Here is a 17,440-nt window from a genome sequence, read left to right on the forward strand (position 1 = left end):
CACCTCGAGGTAGGACATGCCCCGATTCTATCGAACGCGTGTTGGGAACAACAGATCCAGTCACCTGGCTGCGCGGACTTTCACCCCCCGCACCCAAGCGACCCCGCACCGCACCCCCGCCCGTCGAACCCCGTTGACCCACAGTCACATTCACGCCACGCCGTCTCGCGCTGCCGAACCCGTCTCACCCTGCAGCACGAGACACCCTCGCCACCCTGAGCGCCACCGCCAGCGTGAGCGCGCAGGAGCCCGCGGGTCCGAGCCGCCTCGCGGCGACCACGCCGTGACGGTGGGCTTCCGGCATACGGCCCGATCGGTGGACGACGACGAGCCACCCGGCCGATCCGCCTCACGCTGGAGGGACGACCTCGACAGGACGGACCCCCTCGTGCCCCAGGAACGACGACGCGTCACCGTGCCGCTGCTGCTCATCTTCGGAGCGCTGGCGGGGCTCTCGCCGCTCGCGACCGACATGTACCTCGCGGCCTTCCCGCAGATGTCGCGCGATCTGGCGGCGCCCGCCTCGATGATCCAGCTGACGCTGTCGGCGTTCATGGTGGGGCTGGGGGTGGGGCAGCTCGTCATCGGGCCGCTCTCGGACCAGATCGGCCGCAGGAGACCGCTGCTCGTCGGTTCGCTGGTCTGCTTCCTCGCCAGCCTCGGCTGCACGCTCGCGCCGACGGTCGAGCTCCTGGTGGCGTGCCGCTTCGTCATGGGGTTCAGCGGCGCGGCCGGGGTCGTCATCGCGCGCTCGATGATCTCCGACCTGAGCGAGGGCGACGAGACCACCCGCTTCATGAACTACATGATGATGATCACGGGGGTGTCGCCGGTGCTCGCGCCGTCCCTCGGCGGCGTCGTGCTGGCGCTGGGCGACTGGCGGCTGGTCTTCACGGTGATCACGGTCGCGACGGCGGTGCTGGCGCTGGCCGTGTTCTTCGTCGTCCCGGAGTCGCTGCCGCCCGCGGCCCGGCACTCGGGAGGTGTGCGCCAGGTCTTCACGGGGATCGCGACGATGGTCCGCCGCCCTCGATACCTCGGCTTCGCGCTGGCCGGTGTCGCCTCCTTCGGCACGCTGTTCGCCTACGTCTCCGGCTCGACCTATGTCCTGCAGAATCGCCTGGGGCTCAGCGAGACCCAGTACGTCATCGCCTTCGCCGTCAACGCCGCCGGCATGCTGCTGGCGACCGCTCTGGCCAACGCCCTGCTGCGCAGGTTCACCTCGGCCCAGATCGTCCTGTGCGCCCAGGCCGTGGTGGCGCTGTCCGCCCTGGCGCTGCTCGCCCTGTCCGTCACCGGCGTGAGCCTGGTCCCCGTGCTGGTCCTGCTCTTCGTGTGCGTCGCGGGTCAGGGGCTGATCTTTGGCAACACGTCCGCTCTCGCCCTGGACGCCGGGCGCGACCACGCCGGCACGAGCTCGGCGCTGATGGGGGCGGCGCAGTTCGCCGTCGGCGGCTTCGTCTCCCCGCTCGTGGGGCTCGGCGGCGACGAGGCCGTGCTGCCCATGGCTCTGTGCATGGCCGTCTGCGCCCTGCTCTCGCTCCTGATCTTTGCGGCCACCCACCGAGGGACGAGCGCACCGATCCGTATGACGCCCGCCGCCGCCTCGCGGTGACCCCGCCTGCCGGCGGCGGACGGCATACGGCCGGGGCCCTTGTCGCCGCCGGGCGAGGGCGTCAGGCTGGGTCCATGACCGACACCTGGGCCCTGGTCCACGCCGAGCGCCACGCGCTGATCGACGACCTGGCCACGCTGGATCCGATTGCGTGGGAGACGGATTCGGCGGCGGAGGGGTGGACCATCCACGACGTGGCGGCGCACCTCGTCGACAACGCCAAGGCCACGCCGCTCGGACTCGTGATGGCAATGGTGCGGGCGAGGTTCGACTTCGACCGGCAGAACGCCGACGGCATCGCCGCGGAGCGTGGCGCCACGCCCTCGCAGACGCTCGAACGGTTGCGGCACGTCGCCGACCGCACGAGCGGGCCGCCCGTCGCGCTGGCCAGCCGCCTCGTCGAGGAGATCGCGCACGGCGAGGACATCCGACAGCCACTCGGCATCGCTCGCGGCTATCCGCCCGAAGCCGTCTGCGCCGCCATCGGCTACCAGGTCAAGACGCCCGAGTCCTTCGGCGGCGCAAAGAAGCTCGCCGGCCGCGTGCGCCTCGTGGCGAACGACGCCGACCTCGCCGTGGGCCGGGGGCCAGAGGTGCACGGACCTGCGCTCGAGCTGCTGATGGTCACGAGCGGTCGCCGCTGGCGTGAGGACTCGCTCTCCGGCCCGGGGGTACCGCTGATCTGACCCGCGTCAGCTGTTGAACCGCGTCAGCCGTCGGAGCGGGCGCCGTTCCCCACCGCATCGTCAACGGGTGGAGAAGGCCACCGACAGCGGTGGTGTTCTCCACCCGATCGCGCCGGTGCGTGGAGGGAACGGATACTCTCCGGGACCATGAGCCGCATCTTCACCACCAGCGTCGCGTCGGTCTACCCCCACTACGTCACGAAGGTGGAGAAGAAGGGGCGGACCAAGGCCGAGCTCGACCAGGTCATCCGGTGGCTGACGGGGTTCGACGATGCCGAGCTGGCCCAGCACCTGGAGTCGGGCACGACCTTCGAGGACTTCTTCGCCGACGCCCGCCTCAACCCCAGCACGTCGCTGATCAAGGGAGTGGTGTGCGGCGTCCGGGTCGAGGACGTCGAGGACCCGCTCATGCGGCAGATCCGCTACCTCGACAAGCTCGTCGACGAGCTGGCCAAGGGCAAGGCGATGGACAAGGTCCTGCGCGCCTGAGCCCGGCGCCGCTACTGGTCGAGGTTGAGCGCAGGGGTGAGACCGGCCCGCGACGGCGACAGCCCGACCGTTCACTCACCCGCAGTCGTCGCACCGCCCCGAGCTCGGCAGCTGCACGAAGTGCACGGGGCAGATCGATGCCGACTCGTCTCGCCGAGCACTGTTAGGCCCTCTGAACTGGGCGTTCGACAGGTCCACCCCTGATCGTCCGCCCTCCCACTTCTCCGCCTCGTCCGGCGCGAACTCGTCTTTGAACTCCAGGTATCCGGCGGCGATCTTCATCACTCGACGACCCTGCCCGTCCACGCACCAGATGTATCCCCCCGACTGGGGCGAGACATAGCTGACGACCCCCAGGCGGTCGAGGTTCTCCTCGATGATTCGTACGTCCGTGTGGGACCACCTGTCGTTCCACACGAGCACCTGCTGACGCGTGTAGGTCTTGACCCTCTGCTCCTCCGACACGTCCGCTCCTCAGCTCGTCGGGACTCCTGCTCCTACTCTGCCCTGTAGACCGGCGCCGAGAGCCCGGCTAGCTCGACGCGGACCGACAGGAGCTCGGCCCCCAGGAATCGCACCATCGCGGCGTTGAGCCATCGCACGGGGTTCCAGCCGGCCATCCAGCGCTGACGGGCCAGGGGGTCGTCGGTGGGCTCGAGGTGGGCGATGCCGTCGACCCAGCGGCACCGCCCCGCCTCCCTCAGCCGCAGCCGCACGCGTGGGTCGGCCGCGATGTTGCGGACGTACCCGGCGCGGTGACCGTGCTCGGCCACGAGCCACACCCGGCCTCCGTCGCGCGCGACGCCCACCGGGGTCGCGCGCGCCTCCCCCGACCGCCGCCCCCGGGTCTCGAGGAGCGTGACGCCGAGCGGGTTGAGACCGAGCCGCAGCAGGCCCCGCACCAGCGGGTTGACGACCCAGCGCTGCAGCCGTCGCACGGCCGCGACCTTGAGGCCGGGGCGCAGGAGGGTCAGGACGACGTTGACCGCGCCGAGGAGGGTGACGCCGACGGGCAAGGCCACGCCCGGCCAGGCGCGACGGTCCACGGCATAGATCGCCCAGGTCAGGGCGATGACGATGATCGTTCCGCTCAGGATGGCCCGCGTCATACGACCGTATGGATTCATACAACCGTATGATACGGGGCATGGAGAGGGCGTCAACCAGGACCGAACGGCTGGCCGAGGTGATGGTCGAGCTCGTCGCCGAGGGTGGCCTCGAGGCCCTCAGCGTCCGCGCCGTCGCCCAGCGCGGCGACGTGTCGATCGGGACCGTGCAGTACCACTTCCCGTCCAAGGAGGCGATGCTCGAGCAGGCCTTCCGGCGGGTGGTGGGTCGGGTCTCGCAGCGAGCGCTGGCGACCCAGGAGCAGGACCCCGTCTCGCGCCTCGTCGCCACGCTGCACCAGCTGCTCCCCCTCGATGACGAGCGGCTCGTCGAGGCACGGGTGGTCATGGCCTTCTCCGCGGCGGCTGCCGTCCACCCCGGCCTGGCCGCCGTGCAGGAGGAGGTGCTGCGGGACGTCCTGGCCGCACTCGCGCGATGCTTCGCCCAGGACCGCGGCGCGACCACGACGAACGCCCACGACCAGACCAGGGCACGGGTCGCCCTCGCGACGACCGACGGCCTGGCCCTGCACGCGATCAGCGCACCCGGGACGCTGAGCCGCCGTGAGCTGAACGCCTGCGTCGACGAGCTGGTGAGCGGCCTGGTCAGCGGGCCGGTCAGCGGGCCGACCCCCGCGCCGCTCGGCGACGAGACCGGCCGGACAGGACGTGGCGACGCTCCCGGAGGACAATGACCGCATGATGCGACGGTTCCTCGAGGTCGACGTGTTCAGCTCCGGCCGGCTCACCGGCAACCCGCTCGCCGTGGTCGCCGACGCGGACGAGCTCACCACCGAGCAGATGCAGCGCCTCGCTGCGTGGACGAACTTCTCGGAGACGACCTACCTGCTGGCACCGACGGATCCGGAGGCCGACTACCGCATCCGGATCTTCACCCCCCGGCAGGAGTACCCCTTTGCCGGGCACCCGACGATCGGCTCGGCCCGCGCCTGGCTGGAGCTCGGCGGCGTCCCCAGGACGCCAGGTCGACTGATCCAGGAGTGTGCGGCGGGGCTGGTGCCGGTGCAGCTGGAGGAGGACCGGCTCGCCTTCGCGACGCCGCCGCGGACGCGCACGGGGCCGCTGCCCGACGACGACGTGGCACGGATGGCAACGATGCTCGCGATCGACCCGGCCGAGATCGTCGCCCACGCCTGGGGCGTCAACGGACCCGAGTGGCGGCTGGTCCAGCTGCGCGACGCCGACGCGGTCCGCGCCCTGCGCCCCTCCGCGGATCGCGGCGGGCTGCACATCGGGGTCGTCGGACTCGAGGCCCCTGGAGGCGAGTGCGCCTACGAGGTGAGGGGTTTCGGGCCGACATACGAGGACCCGGTCACCGGCAGCCTCAACGGCGCGCTCGCGCAGTGGCTCCGCGAGCGCGGGGAGGTGCCGGAGTCGTATGTCGTCGCACAGGGCAGCCAGATCGGTCGCCGCGGACGGGTGCACGTGCACGACGACGGCGAGGACATCTGGATCGGCGGCGACACGATCGTCGTCGTCGACGGCCGGCTGGCGATGTGACGTCCTCTCGCACACCGGACTTCGAGCTCACGACGGCCGAGCTGCGAGAGGTGACCAGGTTCGCGGCGACGGCAGCCGAGCGGGCCTTGCCGATCCACGAGGCAGACCGGCCGCACGACCCGCGTCCGCGCGAGGCGCTCGACGCAGCATGGGAGTTCGCGAACGGCGCTCCTCGCTCCAGGGCGCAACGAGTGACCGGCCCGGCCGCCCACCGCTCCGCCAAAAGCGCCGGATCGGCGTCCGCAGCGCACGCGGCGATGGCCGCGGGCGATGCCGCCGCCTCTGCCTACCTCCACCCCCTCGCCGACGCCGCCCAGGTGGGGCACATCCTGCGAGCCCCGGCCCACGCCATCTGCGCGTTCCAGCAGCGTGGGGGCACGGCCTGCGACGTCGGCGGCGAACCCGTCACCGTCGAGTCGGTCGTGCGGTCCGCCACTCCCCTGCTCGTCGCGGTGCTGCGTCGTTATCCCCGGACTGGTGAGGGGAGCAGCCCCGCCGCGCGGGTCGTGCACGAGCTGGACGCCGCGCTGCGCGAACACGTAGAGGACGGTGAGAGCCCTTGATCCTCCCCCGAGTTCGCGACCCGAGCATGGTGACGACGCGCCGCGGCGGCACCCTCACCGACGAGGACCACCAGCTCCTCGCCCTGTGGGCGGCGACCTGCGCCGAGCGCGTCCTGCCCCTGTTCGAGCACGAACGGCCCGACGACCGGCGACCGCGTGAGGCCATCGAGGCGGCGCGGCGATGGGCTCGCGGCGAGGTGCCGATGATGCAGGCCCGCGCCGTCGGAGGCCACGCCATGGGGGCCGCCCGCCCGCTCACCGGCGCAGCCCGCTTCGCCGCGTATGCCGCCGGTCAGGCCGCCTGCGTCGGTCACGTCGCCGAGCACGACCTGGGGGCGGCGGCCTACGCCATCAAGGCGATTCGCGCCGCGGAGCCGCACGATCCGGACGCCGCGCGCGCCGAGCGGGACTGGCAGCGTGACCAGCTCCCGCCACAGGTGCGGCAGCTCGTCCTCGACGACCAGGCCCGCCGCGACGAGATCTGCTGGTCGGTGTTCTCGGGCTGAGCCGCCGGACCGAGAGGCCCGGCTGAGCTGCCCAGGCGCCCGACCGTATGCCGCCCCGCCTGCCTCAGTGGGCGACGCCAGGCGCCTCGGCCGCCTCGACCGCGGTGCGGCCGGCGCGACCCACGGCCCAGACGGACAGCCACGCCGACCACCAGGGAGAGCACGCCCACCGCGACGATGGCGACCCCGAGTCCGCCGAAGGCCCCCGCCAGGACGAGGACGAGGATCGGGCAGACGAAGTTGCCGAGGAAGCTCGCCGAGGTCCACAGGCCCGTGCCCCGCCCGTGCTGCTCGTGGGTGAGCGGGGTGAGCGTCCAGGTCAGAAGGCTGGGCAGGAGCAGGCCGTTGCCGAAGCCCGTGACCACGGCCGCGGGCACGAGCAGCGCCACCGACGGCGCCAGCCCCATGCCCAGCAGACCCAGCCCGGACAGGACGAAGGCCAGGGGCACCGTGAAGGCGTGCCCGCGACCAGCGATGCGGGTGAAGGTGAACGACCCGGCCGCCGTCCCGACCGACGCGATGGCGCTGACCAGCCCGATCATCGGCGGCGACGTCACGCCGACCTCGACGAGGCGATAGGACAGCTGCACGATCAGCACGTAGAAGACCAGCCCGCCGAGGAAGCTCACCGCGACCGGCGCCAGGAGCAGGCTCCACCGCACCGGCGGCAAGGCCTCGTCGCCCTCCGGCACGTGGGTGGTGTTGAACAGGAACACCGCGCAGAGCACGGCCAGGACCAGGCCCACGGCATATAGCCCGAACGGGACCCGCCAGCTGGAGGCGCCCAGCGCGCCACCCAGCCCGAAGAGCACGGTGGCGGCGATCGTCGTCGTCATCACCTGATAGCCGAAGTAGCGCACGCGCTGCGCGCCGTGGAAGTAGTCGGCGAGCAGCGTCGTGCACGCGGTCATGATCACGGCCTCGCACAGGCCGACGAGGACCCGGCTGGCGACGATGAGAGGCAGCGTGGGCAGCCACAGCGGGGCGGTGCCGGCGACGGCATACAGCACCAGGGCGCCGACGAGGAGGCGCTTGCGGCCGACCCGGTCGACGACCCGGCCGGCGATCAGCGCGGTGAGCCCGACCATGAGCGCGGGGACGGTGACGACCATGGGGGCGAGCGCCTCGACGCCCGGGGTGCCGGCGAAGGCCTCCTGGATGCGGGGCAGGTTGGGCGCCATGAGCACGGCCGCGAGCACGGACATGCAGGCACAGGCCAGGAGGATGGCACCCTCGAGGGGCCCGGCGGGCCGGCCGGTGCGTGGGTTGACCACGACGGCGGGGCTGGGGGTGGCGGGCGGTGCGGACATGCTGGCTCCATTGCTCAGGCGATGAGTGGGCCAACCCTGGCGGGGAACCCGGCGGGGCGGAAGCGCGACCCGGCTGGCCCTGGTATCGCGGCGGTCGATACCAGCCGAGGGGTGGACTTCCGCCGACCCCCGGCGCGGAGGCCGGCCCCCGGCGGACAATGCCCACATGAAGGATGTCGACCTCAATCTGCTGCCCTCGCTGCAGGCGCTGCTCGAGCTGCGCAACGTGTCGCGGGCCGCCGAGAGGATGCATCTGAGCCAGTCGTCGATGAGCGCGTCGCTCGGGCGGCTGCGGCGCCACTTCAACGACGAGCTGCTCGTGCGCGCCGGCCGCGGCTACGAGCTGACGCAGTTCGCGGAGGCGCTGGCCCCGCGGGTGGACCGGGCCATGGCCGACGTCCAGGAGGCGCTGCAGCTGCACGCGGGCTTCGCCCCCTCCACGAGCGACCGGACGTTCGTCATCGCGGCGTCGGACTACGTGGCGTCCGTGCTGCTGCGCCACCTGCGAGCCCGGATGACGCAGGAGGCCCCCGGGATCCGCGTCGACGTGGTGCCGACCTCGCGCCCCATCAGCACGCCGCACGTCTTCAACCAGGTCGATCTCGTGATCGGCCCGATGGGCTTCGCGCTGCCGGGGGACAGCCGCGCCCTGTTCCGCGACGACTTCGTGGTGCTGCTCGACCCCGCGCACCCGCTGCTGGCGGCCGACCGGCTCACCGTCGCCGACGTCGCCGCGGCGCCCCAGGCCATCGGCGAGTTCGGCGGCAGCATCATCACCCCGCCGATGCGCTTCTTCGCCGAGGTCGACCAGGCGCCTCGCGTCGCGGCGCGGATCTCGGGGTTCCAGGCGCTGCCGTCCATCGTCGAGGGCACCGACCTCGTGGCGCTGGTGCCCCGTCGGCTCGCCGCCCGGGCCGTGCGCGACGGCCGGCTCGTGGCGATCGCCGTCGCCGACGAGCTCGAGATCCCGCTGGTGGAGGGCATGTTCTGGCATCCCCTGCAGTCCGCGGACCCCGGCAACACCTGGCTCCGCGACGTCGTCCGGCGAGCGGCCGACGCCATGGAGGACCCCACGCTCGACCTGCACCCGGTGCGGATCGAGGCAGGCACGCAGGTATGACGGATCCGCCCGCCCTGCTCCATCGCCGTCAGGGGTGGCGGACGGACCGGTCCAACGCGGCGTAGCCGGCAGGCTCCCAGGTCGGCTTGCCGCCCGGCCGACCGAGGCGGCCATTGGCACCGACCATGATCAGTATCAACGCACGCAGCACCGCCCACCCTCTCGCGCGGGTCACGGTGGCGTCGTCGACGCGGCCGTAGGAGTCGAAGAAGCCACCAGCAGCGTTGTCGGGCAGCAGGACCCACGCGGCCGCGAGGTCACAGGCCGGGTCGCCCGCGAACATGTCGCCGAAGTCCAGCACCCCGGCCAGAGCGGGTTGCCCAGGCGGATTGCCCCCCGTCAGTCGCCTCTCGACGGTTCCCTGACGGCATCTCGCGACATCGGGGCCACTCCTGGTGGTGATAGCCACCAAGAGCAGCCCCGATCACGGGCGTGACGCTCGTCCGGTCAACGAGACCCCGCAACTCGCACGCACAACGCCCCCATCAGCGGCCACCACCTGCGGCAATGATTCGTGTGCAGGCGAGTTCCGGGCCCTGGGTAGCCTGGCCACATGTCCCAGGCGCCTGACCGGATCGCCGCTGCAGCCCTGGTCCGCGACGGCAGCGTCCTGCTCGGGCACCGGCACCCGCAGCGCCGCTGGTACCCCGACTGCTGGGATCTCGTCGGCGGCCATGTCGAGACCGGCGAGACCCCGGCCGACGCGGTGGTGCGCGAATGTCTGGAGGAGCTCGGCGTCACCATCCACGACCCGGCGCCGGTGAGGATCACGATCGACGACCCGACGCTCGAGATGCACGCCTTCCTGGTGACCGGCTGGTCGGGCGAACCGGCCAACCTGGCGCCCGACGAGCACGACGCCCTGGGGTGGTTCACGGCCTCCGAGCTGTCGGACCTGTCCCTGGCCCACCCAGCCCTGCTGCCCCTCCTGCTCGGGCTGCTCGTCGACCAGTGAGCCTCGACCAGACCGGCGTGAGCGCTCCACTGAGCAACCCGTTCAGGCTCGTGCTGCGAGGATCCCTTCCCCTCACGCCCTCTCGCGACATCGGGGTCACTCCTGGTGGTCATAGCCACCCAAAGCAGCCCCGATCCCGGCCGTGCACCTCGTCCGGGCAGGGGCCACGGCGCGACTCCATGCACAACGCCCCGATCCGTGGCCGCCACCTGCGGCAATGGGTCGTTGTGCATGCGAGTTCCCGAGCCTGAGCCCGCTGATCGGCCTGACCGACGCCGAACGACGGCGGCAGATCGGGACGCGCGACGTCGGGCATGGCGCAACCGGAACGCGGATCCGCCGGCACCGCACAGGCCCTGCTAGCCCCGGCGACCACCGAACTCCCAGCCGTGCACCTCGATCCCGACATGGTCGCCGCCACCCAGCACCCCGCGGGCATCGACCCGGTCCTTGGCCGCCAGCAGCGCCGCCACGCCGAGCTCCTGACGACCGTCGTCGGAGAGCAGCGGCCCGTAGGCCACGAGATCGCCAGGAGGAGCGGCGAGCTCGCTGACGGGACGCGGCGCTCGCGCGAATCCCAGCACCAGGTAGAGGTTCTCGCTGCGGTGGTCACCGGCATACGACCACATCGTTCGCCCGAGCACGTTGTGCCAGCGCCTCACCAGCACGTCGCGAGAGGCGCCCGCCTGGTAGCCGGGCTCCTCGAAGGCGAAGGCCCACGCCGCGGCGGCATCGGGCAGGGCAACGACGTGCACGCTGCCGCTCAACGTGCCCTCCTGGTCGAAGGTCGGACCGCGGGCGACGAAGCGGCCGTCGAACCGGTCCATGTAGGACCAGTGCTCCTCGACCATGCTCACGCGCAGCTGCTCGGCGCCGACCCGGTCGCGATGGAAGCAGAAGAAGTCCATGCGCCCCAGCCTGCCCCTGAGGTCAAGCGGCAGCGGGGCGGCGGCGCGGGATCAGGGCGAGCAGGACGCCGACCACGATCCAGGCCGCGAGCACGACCCACGCGCGGGTCGCCCCCGCACCGTCGAAGTACGCCGCCGACCGTACCGCCGTCGCCGCCGCGCCGACGGGGAGGTACTGACCGATCTCGCCCCACGGCTGGGGCAGCCACGCGGGACCGGTGGCCAGTCCCGACAGCGGGTTGGCGACGAAGAGCATCAGCACCGCACCGATGCCGATCCCGGCGACGCCCAGCAGCGAGCCGAGGCCGACGACGGTCGCCGAGATGGCGGCGATGCCCGCAGCGACGGCAGCCGACGTGAGCCAGTAGCTTCCGTCCAGCACCCCGAAGCCGTGCTGCAGGATTGCCGTCGCCACGAGTCCGCCGAGCGCCGAGATCGCGAGGACGCCACCGAGACGCCCAGCAGCGGAGCCGCTGTAGGCGAGGACGAGGGCGGCCGCGGACGCCATACCGCCGAAGATGAGGGGCAGTCCGAGGGTCATCAGGGCGGCGCCGGCGGGGTCGTCCTGGGGCATGGGCGCCAGCTCGGAGTAGGTCACCTGCTGACCCTTGGCGGCCAGCTGGGCGCCGATTCCCTTGAGCAGAGCGGAGTATGGCGCACCCGCCCCGGCCGCGGTCTGGACCGTCACGCCGGTGGGTGCCACGGACAGGCCACCTATCGCCTCGCGCTCACGGATGGCGGTCGCCGCCTCCTGCGCCGTGGGATAGGTCGCGACGTCGAAGGTGCCGGGGCTGGTCTTGCCCAGCATCCCGGTGAGCTGCGCGACAGCAGGCGCGGGGCCGCTGACGGCGAGGGGCAGGTCCTTGGCGCCGGAGCTCAGCGCGGGAACGGCGAAGGCAAGGAGCATGAGGGCGATGACGGTCGGGATGCCGAGGATGGCGCCGAGCAGCACGCGTGGGTCGGCGCCCCCTCGGTGGGTGGCTGTGCGGGTGGCGGTGCTGGTGGCCATGGTGACTCCTCGATCGAGTGCGGCCGGAGCCCGGAGGTCGTATGACGACTCAGTGGTTCAGCGACCTGGATTTCCACAATCGTAGAACTCCACAATCGTGGAAGTCAACATCGGCGGATACAGTTTGGAGAAGCCACCGCAGCGAGGAGAGTGACGGATGAGCGTCGACACGAACGGCCGGACGGGCCGCCGACCCGGCCCGGTCTCCACCAAGGACGCGATCCTCGACGCCGCGCGCGACCAGTTCACCCAGCACGGCTACAAGGGGGCGACGCTGCGCGCGATCGCCGGCCAGGCCGGCGTCGATCCGGGCCTGATCAGGCACTTCTTCGGCGACAAGGAAGGGCTCTTCGCCGCATCACTGGCGCTGCCCCCGGAGGCGATGGCCGCGGTCCGCGAGTCGGCGACCGGGCCGCAGGAGGAGTGGGGCGAGCGCCTGACCCGCTCCTACCTCGGCCTCTGGGAGGACCCGGTCACCGCAGCTCCGCTCCGCGCGCTGGTGGTGTCGGCCTTCGCCAACGACCAGGCCCTGGACCAGTTCCGCGAGTTCGCGGTGGAGGCGGTGCTGCACGACATGCTTCCGCACCTCCCCGACGACCATCCCGGCCTGCGCATGGCCACCGCCATGACGCACATCGTCGGCATCGCCCTGGGCCGCTACATCCTCAAGGCTCCCCCGCTGGTCGCGCACAGCTTCGACGACCTCGTCACGATGATCGCCCCCACCGTCCAGGGCTACCTCACCGGCCCCCTCCCCGACGGCATCTCCTGACATCGGGGCCGCTCCTGGTGGTCATAGCCACCAGAAGCGGCCCCGATCTCGGACGTGCGGGCTCAACACGCCCTAGTCGACGAGGGCTGTGCGCCAATGTCGTTCGTGCGCACGGATGAACTCGACGGTGCCGTGCCAGTGCTCGCCGTGGCCCTCGGCATACATGCTGCCCCAGGGCTCGCGGCCGGTCTCGTGCGAGCTCCTGAGCAGGTCGTGCATCGCCTGGGCGCGATCGATCATGGTGGCGGGCAACGCATCTCGCAGACCGCGATCTGCGCCGTAGCCGTCGACGAACGCCGCGAGCCTCTCGGCCGACTCCGCCACGTCGGCGCCCGGGAAGAGGTGCGCGAACGCGATCGCGGCATACGCGAGGTCCCACAGGCGCGTGCTCGGGCCGGCTCCGTCCCAGTCGATGAAGACCAAGCGGTCGCCGTCGATGATCAGGTTCCAGGTCGCAAGGTCGTTGTGGCACAACAGGTCTGGTCCGTATGCCGGAAGCAGCACCGGCCAGTCGTCCGGCACCGGCAGGCCAACGCTCGCGTCGTGGATCGACCGCACGAGCCGACCCACCCGCCACACCTGGTCCGTGCCGAGCGGGGCGACGTCCATCGCCAGGGTCCCGGGCACGTAGTTCAGGACGAGCCGGCCCCGCTCGTCGCGCCCGTGCGTCGCCGGCACGTCGATGCCCCGCTCGCGCAGCGTCTCCAGGTAGCCGATGGTCCGCTCGGTGGTGGGCAACCACGGCTTGCGGACGGTGTCACCGACCCGCACGACACCCTCGGTCGCGTTGCCTCCCTGCAGGGGCTGCTCGGCCTCGGGTTCCATGCGACGACCCTAACGCGAGCGTCGTCGGGTGAGCGGGCATGCCGCACAGCCCGGCTCGCGCCCCGCCGTGCTCGGCGCAGGGTCAGGCCATCCGATCCCAGAACGCTCGGATTGCGCGCGCCAACACCTGCGGCTGCTCGAGCGGGACGCGGGTCCGCGCGGCACAGATGGTGACCAGGTCGGCGCGTGGAGCTGCTGCTCCCCGTCCTCACCCCACCTGCGCGGAGATGACGACCTTGCCGGTGGCGTGACCCGACGCGACCTCCGCGACCGCTGCCGGCGCCTCGGCCAGCGGGTAGGTCGCGTGGATGACAGGTCGGAGGTCCTGCCGGGCCACGAGATCGGCCAGCTCGGCATACACCGACGCGTCCCGACGACGGGTGATGCCCGACCCGCCCAGCTCGGTCGCGAGCGCCGGCGAGGCCGAGCTCCGGATCGCCGACGGGTGCTTGGCCAGGGCGGCGGCCTGCCGCAGCGTGTCCCCGCCGACGGCGTCCACCACGGCGTCGACACCCTCGGCCGCGAGCTCCGCCACGACCTCGGCCCACCCATCCCCGGACTCGACGTGCTCCGCGCCCGCGCTCGCGACGAGCTCGGCCTTGGCCGCGCTCGCCACCCCGATGACGCGGGCCCCGAGGTGCGCGGCGAGCTGCGCGGCGTGCACGCCCACCCCTCCCCCGGCTCCGAGCACCAAGACCGTGCCACCCGTCCCGACCCCCAGCTCGCCGAGGGCATCCCACGCCGTCCCGATGGCGACCGGGATGCAGGCGGCCTGCTCCGCCTCGACCCCGTCGGGGACGCGTGCCGTCTGGTCGAGCTCGAGCAGGACGAGATCACCGAGAGCGCCGAATCCCGAGGCGCACGAACCGAAGACGAGCTCGCCCTCGCGGAAGCGGCCCGACGGGTCCTCGACCACCGTGCCCGCGGCCTCGCGCCCCATGGCCATCGGGAAGCGCACCTCGACCTTGCCCTGGCGCTGCCCGCTGCGGACCTTGATGTCGGCGGGGTTGAGCCCGGCGGCCCGCAGACGGACGAGCACCGCGCCCGGCGTCACCACCAGGTCCGGCACGTCCAGGAAGCGCTCGACCTCGGGCCCGCCATACTCCGTGAATCCGTAGATGCGCATCAGCTCTCCTCCACCTCGACGTCCGCAGCCAAACGTGCTCGCAGTCTCCTCCTGCGGCGCGCCACGCTCCACAGCAGCGCCTGTTGACCCTCGAGCAGCGGTGGCTCAGATTGGGTCCGTGCGCAACCACACGGAGCAGTACCTCAGGGCCCACCTCGGGCAGGTACTCGACGAGGTGCAAGCTGGCGACGAGGTCACGATCCTGAGGGACGAGCGACCCGTGGCCCGCATGGTCCCTGCGGCCGCGCCGGCACCACGGACGTTCGCGATGATGCGGTTCGAGGTGCCGGACGACGTCGACGCTCCGCCGACGCAGGCGGAGCTGGGAGCGTGGGAGTGACCGCCGAATGGAGTTCACGGCGTGCCGGCTCCCTGGGCGCCGGCATCGGGACGGGTGCTCGCTGATGCGCGATCCGTACGAGTCGCTGGCCCCGGACGGGACGATCGTGACCGGCGCGAGCCGTGATCGGGTCCCGGTCGAGTTCCAGCCTGTCATCGCTGACGTCGTGAGCCGCCTCGACCTTCAGGTGCCGCTCTACCTCTACGGTTCGGTGGCGACGGGACAGGCGGTCGTCGGGCGCTCCGACGTCGACCTGCTGGCGATCGGCCTCGACCCCGCCGAGGCGGCGATGCTGACCCGCAGGCTCTCCGCCCAGCACCGGTCCTTGGCGCGTGAGGTAGCCATCGGCACCGCCACCACTCAGGACTTGGGGTCCCACGACGAGGGCTACGGCAACCGCGTCTTCCTCCGTCACTACTGCGTCTGGCTCGCGGGGCCCGACCCGGCCGCCGACCTGCCGCCCTACCGCGGGGACCGTGCGGCCGCCCGCGGCTTCAACGGAGACCTGCCCGCGCGGCGAGAAGCCTGGCGGGACACGCTGGCTCGCATCCCGGAGGGAGCCGACCAGGACCAGCCCGCCCAGGCTGCCGTGGGTGCCCTGGCCCGCAGCATCGGCCGCAAGACGCTCGTCGCCGTGGCCGGACTGGTCAGCGTGCACGACGGGACGTGGACCACCGACCGGGCGCGGGCTGCCTCGCGCTGGGGCGGGATCCACCCCGAGCTGCGGGACGACCTGGGCTTGCTGCTGGCGTGGGGCGACGGTGAAAGCCGCGTCGAGCGGTCTGAGGTCGAGCGGGTCCTCGACGACGGACTTCGGCTGATAGCAGACCAGTTCGTCGATCAGATCGGCACCTGGCGCTGAACCTTGCGTCGACGCAGCGCCTCTCGGCGCACCGCACCCCCGGCATCGCGTAGATGTCGGGGATGTCGGAGGCTTGCACTCCACGCGGTGAGTCAGGCGAACTGGCCGACCTCGTAGTGACCGCCCTGCTGGCGGGTGATGACGTTGAAGCGGTTGAAGGTGTTGATGAGCGCGATCTGGGCGACCAGGGCACCGAGCGTCGACTCGTCGAAGTGGTGGGCGGCATACGACCAGGTCTCGTCGCTGACGCCCGTGCTGTCGGCGAGGCGGGTGCCCTCCTCCGTGAGCGCGAGTGCGGCGCGCTCCTGCTCGGTGAAGACGGTGGTCTCGCGCCAGGCTCCCACGAGGTTGACGCGCAGCGGGGTCTCGCCGGCGTGGAGCGCCTCCTTGACGTGCATGTCGAGGCAGGCGCCGCAGCCGTTGATCTGGCTGGCGCGGATGTTGACCAGCTCGGCGACGCGTTCGGGCAGCGCTCCGCTCGCGGCGCGGCCGGCCGAGATCACGTGCGGGAGGATGGTCATGAGGGTGTCGTGGGCAAAGGGGTTGAGTCGGGCTTCCATCACGTTCTCCTTGGTTGCGGTGATACCCGTATGACGGCGGCCCGGCCACAGACGTAACACCGTCACCCCGCCGGAGGCCGGTCCTGCACACCGGCCGCCAGCACCCGGGCGCGGTCGTTGACCGACACGATCTCCACGATCAGCCCGTCCACGACCGTGCACCCCACGACGCCGAAGGCCCTGCCGTCCTTGCTCCGGAACACCACGCCCGGCAAGCCGTTGACGATCGCCGCCCAGGCCATCGCCGCGCCACGAGCGCCGCGCTCGGCGAGGGTCGCGACCTCCGTGGCGCCGATGCGCACGCTGGATCCGCGCGGGTTGTCGATGCGCAGGGTGACGTTCGGGTCCAGGACCGCGAGCAGCCCGTCGAAGTCGCCCTCCCGCGCAGCCATGAGGAAGGCCGCGACGACGGCGCGCCCCTCACGCCCGTGGCCCGGGTCCGCCGGTCTCCCCCGGACCTTGCGCCGGGCCCGGCTGGCCAGCATCTTGGTGGCGTCCGTCGACCGGCCGAGGATCTGACCGATGTCGGCGAACGGCACGGCGAACATGTCGTGCAGCACGAACGCCAGCCGCTCGGCCGGGGTGAGCGTCTGCAGCACCACGAGCATCGCCAGCCCGACGGACTCCGCGAGCACGGCCTCCTCCTCGGGGGCCGGGCTCCCGTCCTCGACCACGACCAGCTCGGGGGTTCTTTCGTCGTATGCCGTCGCGCCCCGGCTCGCACGGGACCGCAGCACGTCGATGCAGACACGACCGACGACGGTGGTCAGCCAGCCCGCGAGGTTGTCGATGCTGTCCACGTCCTGGCGCGACAGCCGCAACCACGCCTCCTGCAGGGCGTCCTCGGCGTCGGTCCGCGACCCGAGCATCCGCACGGCGACGGCCTCGAGCCGACCCCGGTGTGCCTCGAAGGCCGCGGCGAGGACGTCAGCGTCTCCGTCGCTGCCTCCGTCTCCACCTCCGGTCAGACCGTCCATGGTGACCACCTTCCTCCGTCGGTGTCGTCATGGGAATGACGGCCGGCACCGCCCTGACGTAACGCGCGTCCGCCGCCATTCGCGCACGAGCTGACCCGACGGGTCATTTCTGGTCGCCTAGGCCCGCGTCTGGCCGGCCAACCTGCCCCGGCGGGTCACTTCCGGTCGCCTAGGGCGTGTCTCCCAATGG

General features: G+C 72.0%; 21 protein-coding genes and 1 pseudogene. 12 read left to right on the forward strand and 10 right to left on the reverse strand.

All coding sequences use genetic code 11. The features are described from left to right. Nucleotides 1-388: 388 nt before the first annotated feature. From B4K29_RS16830 to B4K29_RS16840, 3 genes are all read left to right on the forward strand, one after another. Nucleotides 389-1,615, forward strand: a complete 1,227-nt coding sequence (locus tag B4K29_RS16830) for a multidrug effflux MFS transporter (protein WP_286961783.1) — start codon at nucleotides 389-391, stop codon at nucleotides 1,613-1,615. Between the two features lie 74 nt (nucleotides 1,616-1,689). Beyond that, nucleotides 1,690-2,301 (forward strand): maleylpyruvate isomerase family mycothiol-dependent enzyme, encoded by a 612-nt coding sequence (locus B4K29_RS16835; RefSeq protein ID WP_286961784.1) that lies wholly within the window; start codon nucleotides 1,690-1,692, stop codon nucleotides 2,299-2,301. A gap of 147 nt (nucleotides 2,302-2,448) precedes the next feature. Further along, entirely contained in the window at nucleotides 2,449-2,790 is a 342-nt protein-coding gene (locus tag B4K29_RS16840) for a DUF2200 domain-containing protein (RefSeq protein WP_029212921.1), read from the forward strand. Nucleotides 2,791-2,865: 75 nt separating this feature from the next. Here B4K29_RS16840 and B4K29_RS16845 read toward each other — a convergent pair whose 3' ends face one another. Beyond that, the gene (locus tag B4K29_RS16845) at nucleotides 2,866-3,255 is read right to left on the reverse strand and encodes a hypothetical protein (RefSeq protein ID WP_286968297.1); all 390 of its coding nucleotides are present in this window, start codon (nucleotides 3,253-3,255) and stop codon (nucleotides 2,866-2,868) included. A gap of 32 nt (nucleotides 3,256-3,287) precedes the next feature. Continuing rightward, nucleotides 3,288-3,917: a nitroreductase/quinone reductase family protein gene (locus B4K29_RS16850; protein WP_286968298.1), complete on the reverse strand. Its 630-nt coding sequence runs from the start codon at nucleotides 3,915-3,917 to the stop codon at nucleotides 3,288-3,290. 20 nt (nucleotides 3,918-3,937) lie between these two features. Between B4K29_RS16850 and B4K29_RS16855 the strand changes: the two genes are divergently transcribed. From B4K29_RS16855 to B4K29_RS16870, 4 genes are read left to right on the forward strand one after another with little or no spacing between them, the layout of a single operon-like run. Further along, nucleotides 3,938-4,591, forward strand: a complete 654-nt coding sequence (locus B4K29_RS16855) for a TetR/AcrR family transcriptional regulator (protein WP_019287362.1) — start codon at nucleotides 3,938-3,940, stop codon at nucleotides 4,589-4,591. Between the two features lie 4 nt (nucleotides 4,592-4,595). Beyond that, nucleotides 4,596-5,417 (forward strand): PhzF family phenazine biosynthesis protein, encoded by an 822-nt coding sequence (locus B4K29_RS16860; protein ID WP_286961786.1) that lies wholly within the window; start codon nucleotides 4,596-4,598, stop codon nucleotides 5,415-5,417. Next, on the forward strand, nucleotides 5,414-5,980 hold the full coding sequence (locus B4K29_RS16865) for a putative immunity protein (RefSeq protein WP_286958887.1): 567 nt from the start codon (nucleotides 5,414-5,416) through the stop codon (nucleotides 5,978-5,980). The genes B4K29_RS16860 and B4K29_RS16865 overlap by 4 nt, the downstream gene beginning before the upstream one ends. A 26-nt stretch (nucleotides 5,981-6,006) precedes the next feature. Beyond that, nucleotides 6,007-6,486 carry a putative immunity protein gene (locus B4K29_RS16870; RefSeq protein WP_286958888.1) on the forward strand — a complete coding sequence of 160 codons (480 nt, stop codon included), beginning with the start codon at nucleotides 6,007-6,009 and terminating at the stop codon, nucleotides 6,484-6,486. Between the two features lie 71 nt (nucleotides 6,487-6,557). On the opposite strand, the pseudogene B4K29_RS16875 reads toward B4K29_RS16870, so the two are convergent. Then, nucleotides 6,558-7,964, reverse strand: a pseudogene (locus B4K29_RS16875) (MFS transporter); the annotation flags it as partial. Between B4K29_RS16875 and B4K29_RS16880 the strand changes: the two are divergent. Further along, entirely contained in the window at nucleotides 7,963-8,916 is a 954-nt protein-coding gene (locus tag B4K29_RS16880; protein WP_286958889.1) for a LysR family transcriptional regulator, read from the forward strand. The pseudogene B4K29_RS16875 and the gene B4K29_RS16880 sit on opposite strands and share 2 nt — an antisense overlap. Before the next feature lie 28 nt (nucleotides 8,917-8,944). Here B4K29_RS16880 and B4K29_RS16885 read toward each other — a convergent pair whose 3' ends face one another. After that, a complete protein-coding gene (locus tag B4K29_RS16885; RefSeq protein ID WP_286958891.1) occupies nucleotides 8,945-9,325 on the reverse strand; it encodes a phosphotransferase in 381 nt (126 codons plus the stop codon). Nucleotides 9,326-9,469: 144 nt separating this feature from the next. Between B4K29_RS16885 and B4K29_RS16890 the strand changes: the two genes are divergently transcribed. Beyond that, nucleotides 9,470-9,871, forward strand: coding sequence for an NUDIX domain-containing protein (locus B4K29_RS16890; RefSeq protein WP_286968301.1), 402 nt, complete (start codon nucleotides 9,470-9,472; stop codon nucleotides 9,869-9,871). 359 nt (nucleotides 9,872-10,230) lie between these two features. Here the strand turns inward: B4K29_RS16890 and B4K29_RS16895 are convergent, their stop codons facing one another. After that, complete coding sequence (locus B4K29_RS16895; RefSeq protein ID WP_286968303.1) at nucleotides 10,231-10,779, reverse strand: YciI family protein; 549 nt, start codon at nucleotides 10,777-10,779, stop codon at nucleotides 10,231-10,233. Nucleotides 10,780-10,801: 22 nt separating this feature from the next. Beyond that, entirely contained in the window at nucleotides 10,802-11,788 is a 987-nt protein-coding gene (locus tag B4K29_RS16900) for an ABC transporter permease (RefSeq protein ID WP_286968306.1), read from the reverse strand. A 157-nt stretch (nucleotides 11,789-11,945) separates the two neighbouring features. Between B4K29_RS16900 and B4K29_RS16905 the strand changes: the two genes are divergently transcribed. Then, nucleotides 11,946-12,560, forward strand: coding sequence for a TetR family transcriptional regulator (locus B4K29_RS16905; protein ID WP_286958895.1), 615 nt, complete (start codon nucleotides 11,946-11,948; stop codon nucleotides 12,558-12,560). 72 nt (nucleotides 12,561-12,632) lie between these two features. Here the strand turns inward: B4K29_RS16905 and B4K29_RS16910 are convergent, their stop codons facing one another. Both B4K29_RS16910 and B4K29_RS16915 read right to left on the reverse strand, forming a co-directional pair. Continuing rightward, on the reverse strand, nucleotides 12,633-13,385 hold the full coding sequence (locus tag B4K29_RS16910) for a phosphotransferase (protein WP_286968308.1): 753 nt from the start codon (nucleotides 13,383-13,385) through the stop codon (nucleotides 12,633-12,635). A 208-nt stretch (nucleotides 13,386-13,593) separates the two neighbouring features. Beyond that, nucleotides 13,594-14,511 carry an NADP-dependent oxidoreductase gene (locus B4K29_RS16915; protein WP_286968310.1) on the reverse strand — a complete coding sequence of 306 codons (918 nt, stop codon included), beginning with the start codon at nucleotides 14,509-14,511 and terminating at the stop codon, nucleotides 13,594-13,596. A 118-nt stretch (nucleotides 14,512-14,629) separates the two neighbouring features. Here B4K29_RS16915 and B4K29_RS16920 point away from each other — a divergent pair, with 118 nt between their 5' ends. After that, nucleotides 14,630-14,851, forward strand: coding sequence for a type II toxin-antitoxin system Phd/YefM family antitoxin (locus B4K29_RS16920; RefSeq protein ID WP_286968312.1), 222 nt, complete (start codon nucleotides 14,630-14,632; stop codon nucleotides 14,849-14,851). Nucleotides 14,852-14,915: 64 nt separating this feature from the next. Then, complete coding sequence (locus tag B4K29_RS16925) at nucleotides 14,916-15,713, forward strand: hypothetical protein (protein WP_286968314.1); 798 nt, start codon at nucleotides 14,916-14,918, stop codon at nucleotides 15,711-15,713. A gap of 92 nt (nucleotides 15,714-15,805) precedes the next feature. Here B4K29_RS16925 and B4K29_RS16930 read toward each other — a convergent pair whose 3' ends face one another. Both B4K29_RS16930 and B4K29_RS16935 read right to left on the reverse strand, forming a co-directional pair. Beyond that, on the reverse strand, nucleotides 15,806-16,273 hold the full coding sequence (locus B4K29_RS16930) for a carboxymuconolactone decarboxylase family protein (RefSeq protein WP_019287341.1): 468 nt from the start codon (nucleotides 16,271-16,273) through the stop codon (nucleotides 15,806-15,808). A gap of 62 nt (nucleotides 16,274-16,335) precedes the next feature. Continuing rightward, nucleotides 16,336-17,250, reverse strand: a complete 915-nt coding sequence (locus B4K29_RS16935; protein ID WP_286968316.1) for a sigma-70 family RNA polymerase sigma factor — start codon at nucleotides 17,248-17,250, stop codon at nucleotides 16,336-16,338. Nucleotides 17,251-17,440: the final 190 nt, after the last annotated feature.

The organism is Arsenicicoccus sp. UBA6765 (genome assembly GCF_002453335.1).
Classification (GTDB): domain Bacteria; phylum Actinomycetota; class Actinomycetes; order Actinomycetales; family Dermatophilaceae; genus Arsenicicoccus; species Arsenicicoccus bolidensis.

Excerpts from the sequence above, each read along its gene's own strand:
- B4K29_RS16855 (WP_019287362.1), top strand. The coding sequence starts at position 3,938 with ATGGAGAGGGCGTCAACCAGGACCGAACGGCTGGCCGAGGTGATGGTC.
- B4K29_RS16840 (WP_029212921.1), top strand. The coding sequence starts at position 2,449 with ATGAGCCGCATCTTCACCACCAGCGTCGCGTCGGTCTACCCCCACTAC.
- B4K29_RS16880 (WP_286958889.1), top strand. The coding sequence starts at position 7,963 with ATGAAGGATGTCGACCTCAATCTGCTGCCCTCGCTGCAGGCGCTGCTC.
- B4K29_RS16915 (WP_286968310.1), bottom strand. The coding sequence starts at position 14,511 with ATGCGCATCTACGGATTCACGGAGTATGGCGGGCCCGAGGTCGAGCGC.
- B4K29_RS16890 (WP_286968301.1), top strand. The coding sequence starts at position 9,470 with ATGTCCCAGGCGCCTGACCGGATCGCCGCTGCAGCCCTGGTCCGCGAC.
- B4K29_RS16895 (WP_286968303.1), bottom strand. The coding sequence starts at position 10,779 with ATGGACTTCTTCTGCTTCCATCGCGACCGGGTCGGCGCCGAGCAGCTG.
- B4K29_RS16935 (WP_286968316.1), bottom strand. The coding sequence starts at position 17,250 with ATGGACGGTCTGACCGGAGGTGGAGACGGAGGCAGCGACGGAGACGCT.
- B4K29_RS16860 (WP_286961786.1), top strand. The coding sequence starts at position 4,596 with ATGATGCGACGGTTCCTCGAGGTCGACGTGTTCAGCTCCGGCCGGCTC.
- B4K29_RS16850 (WP_286968298.1), bottom strand. The coding sequence starts at position 3,917 with ATGAATCCATACGGTCGTATGACGCGGGCCATCCTGAGCGGAACGATC.
- B4K29_RS16900 (WP_286968306.1), bottom strand. The coding sequence starts at position 11,788 with ATGGCCACCAGCACCGCCACCCGCACAGCCACCCACCGAGGGGGCGCC.
- B4K29_RS16835 (WP_286961784.1), top strand. The coding sequence starts at position 1,690 with ATGACCGACACCTGGGCCCTGGTCCACGCCGAGCGCCACGCGCTGATC.
- B4K29_RS16930 (WP_019287341.1), bottom strand. The coding sequence starts at position 16,273 with ATGGAAGCCCGACTCAACCCCTTTGCCCACGACACCCTCATGACCATC.
- B4K29_RS16905 (WP_286958895.1), top strand. The coding sequence starts at position 11,946 with ATGAGCGTCGACACGAACGGCCGGACGGGCCGCCGACCCGGCCCGGTC.
- B4K29_RS16910 (WP_286968308.1), bottom strand. The coding sequence starts at position 13,385 with ATGGAACCCGAGGCCGAGCAGCCCCTGCAGGGAGGCAACGCGACCGAG.
- B4K29_RS16925 (WP_286968314.1), top strand. The coding sequence starts at position 14,916 with ATGCGCGATCCGTACGAGTCGCTGGCCCCGGACGGGACGATCGTGACC.
- B4K29_RS16870 (WP_286958888.1), top strand. The coding sequence starts at position 6,007 with ATGGTGACGACGCGCCGCGGCGGCACCCTCACCGACGAGGACCACCAG.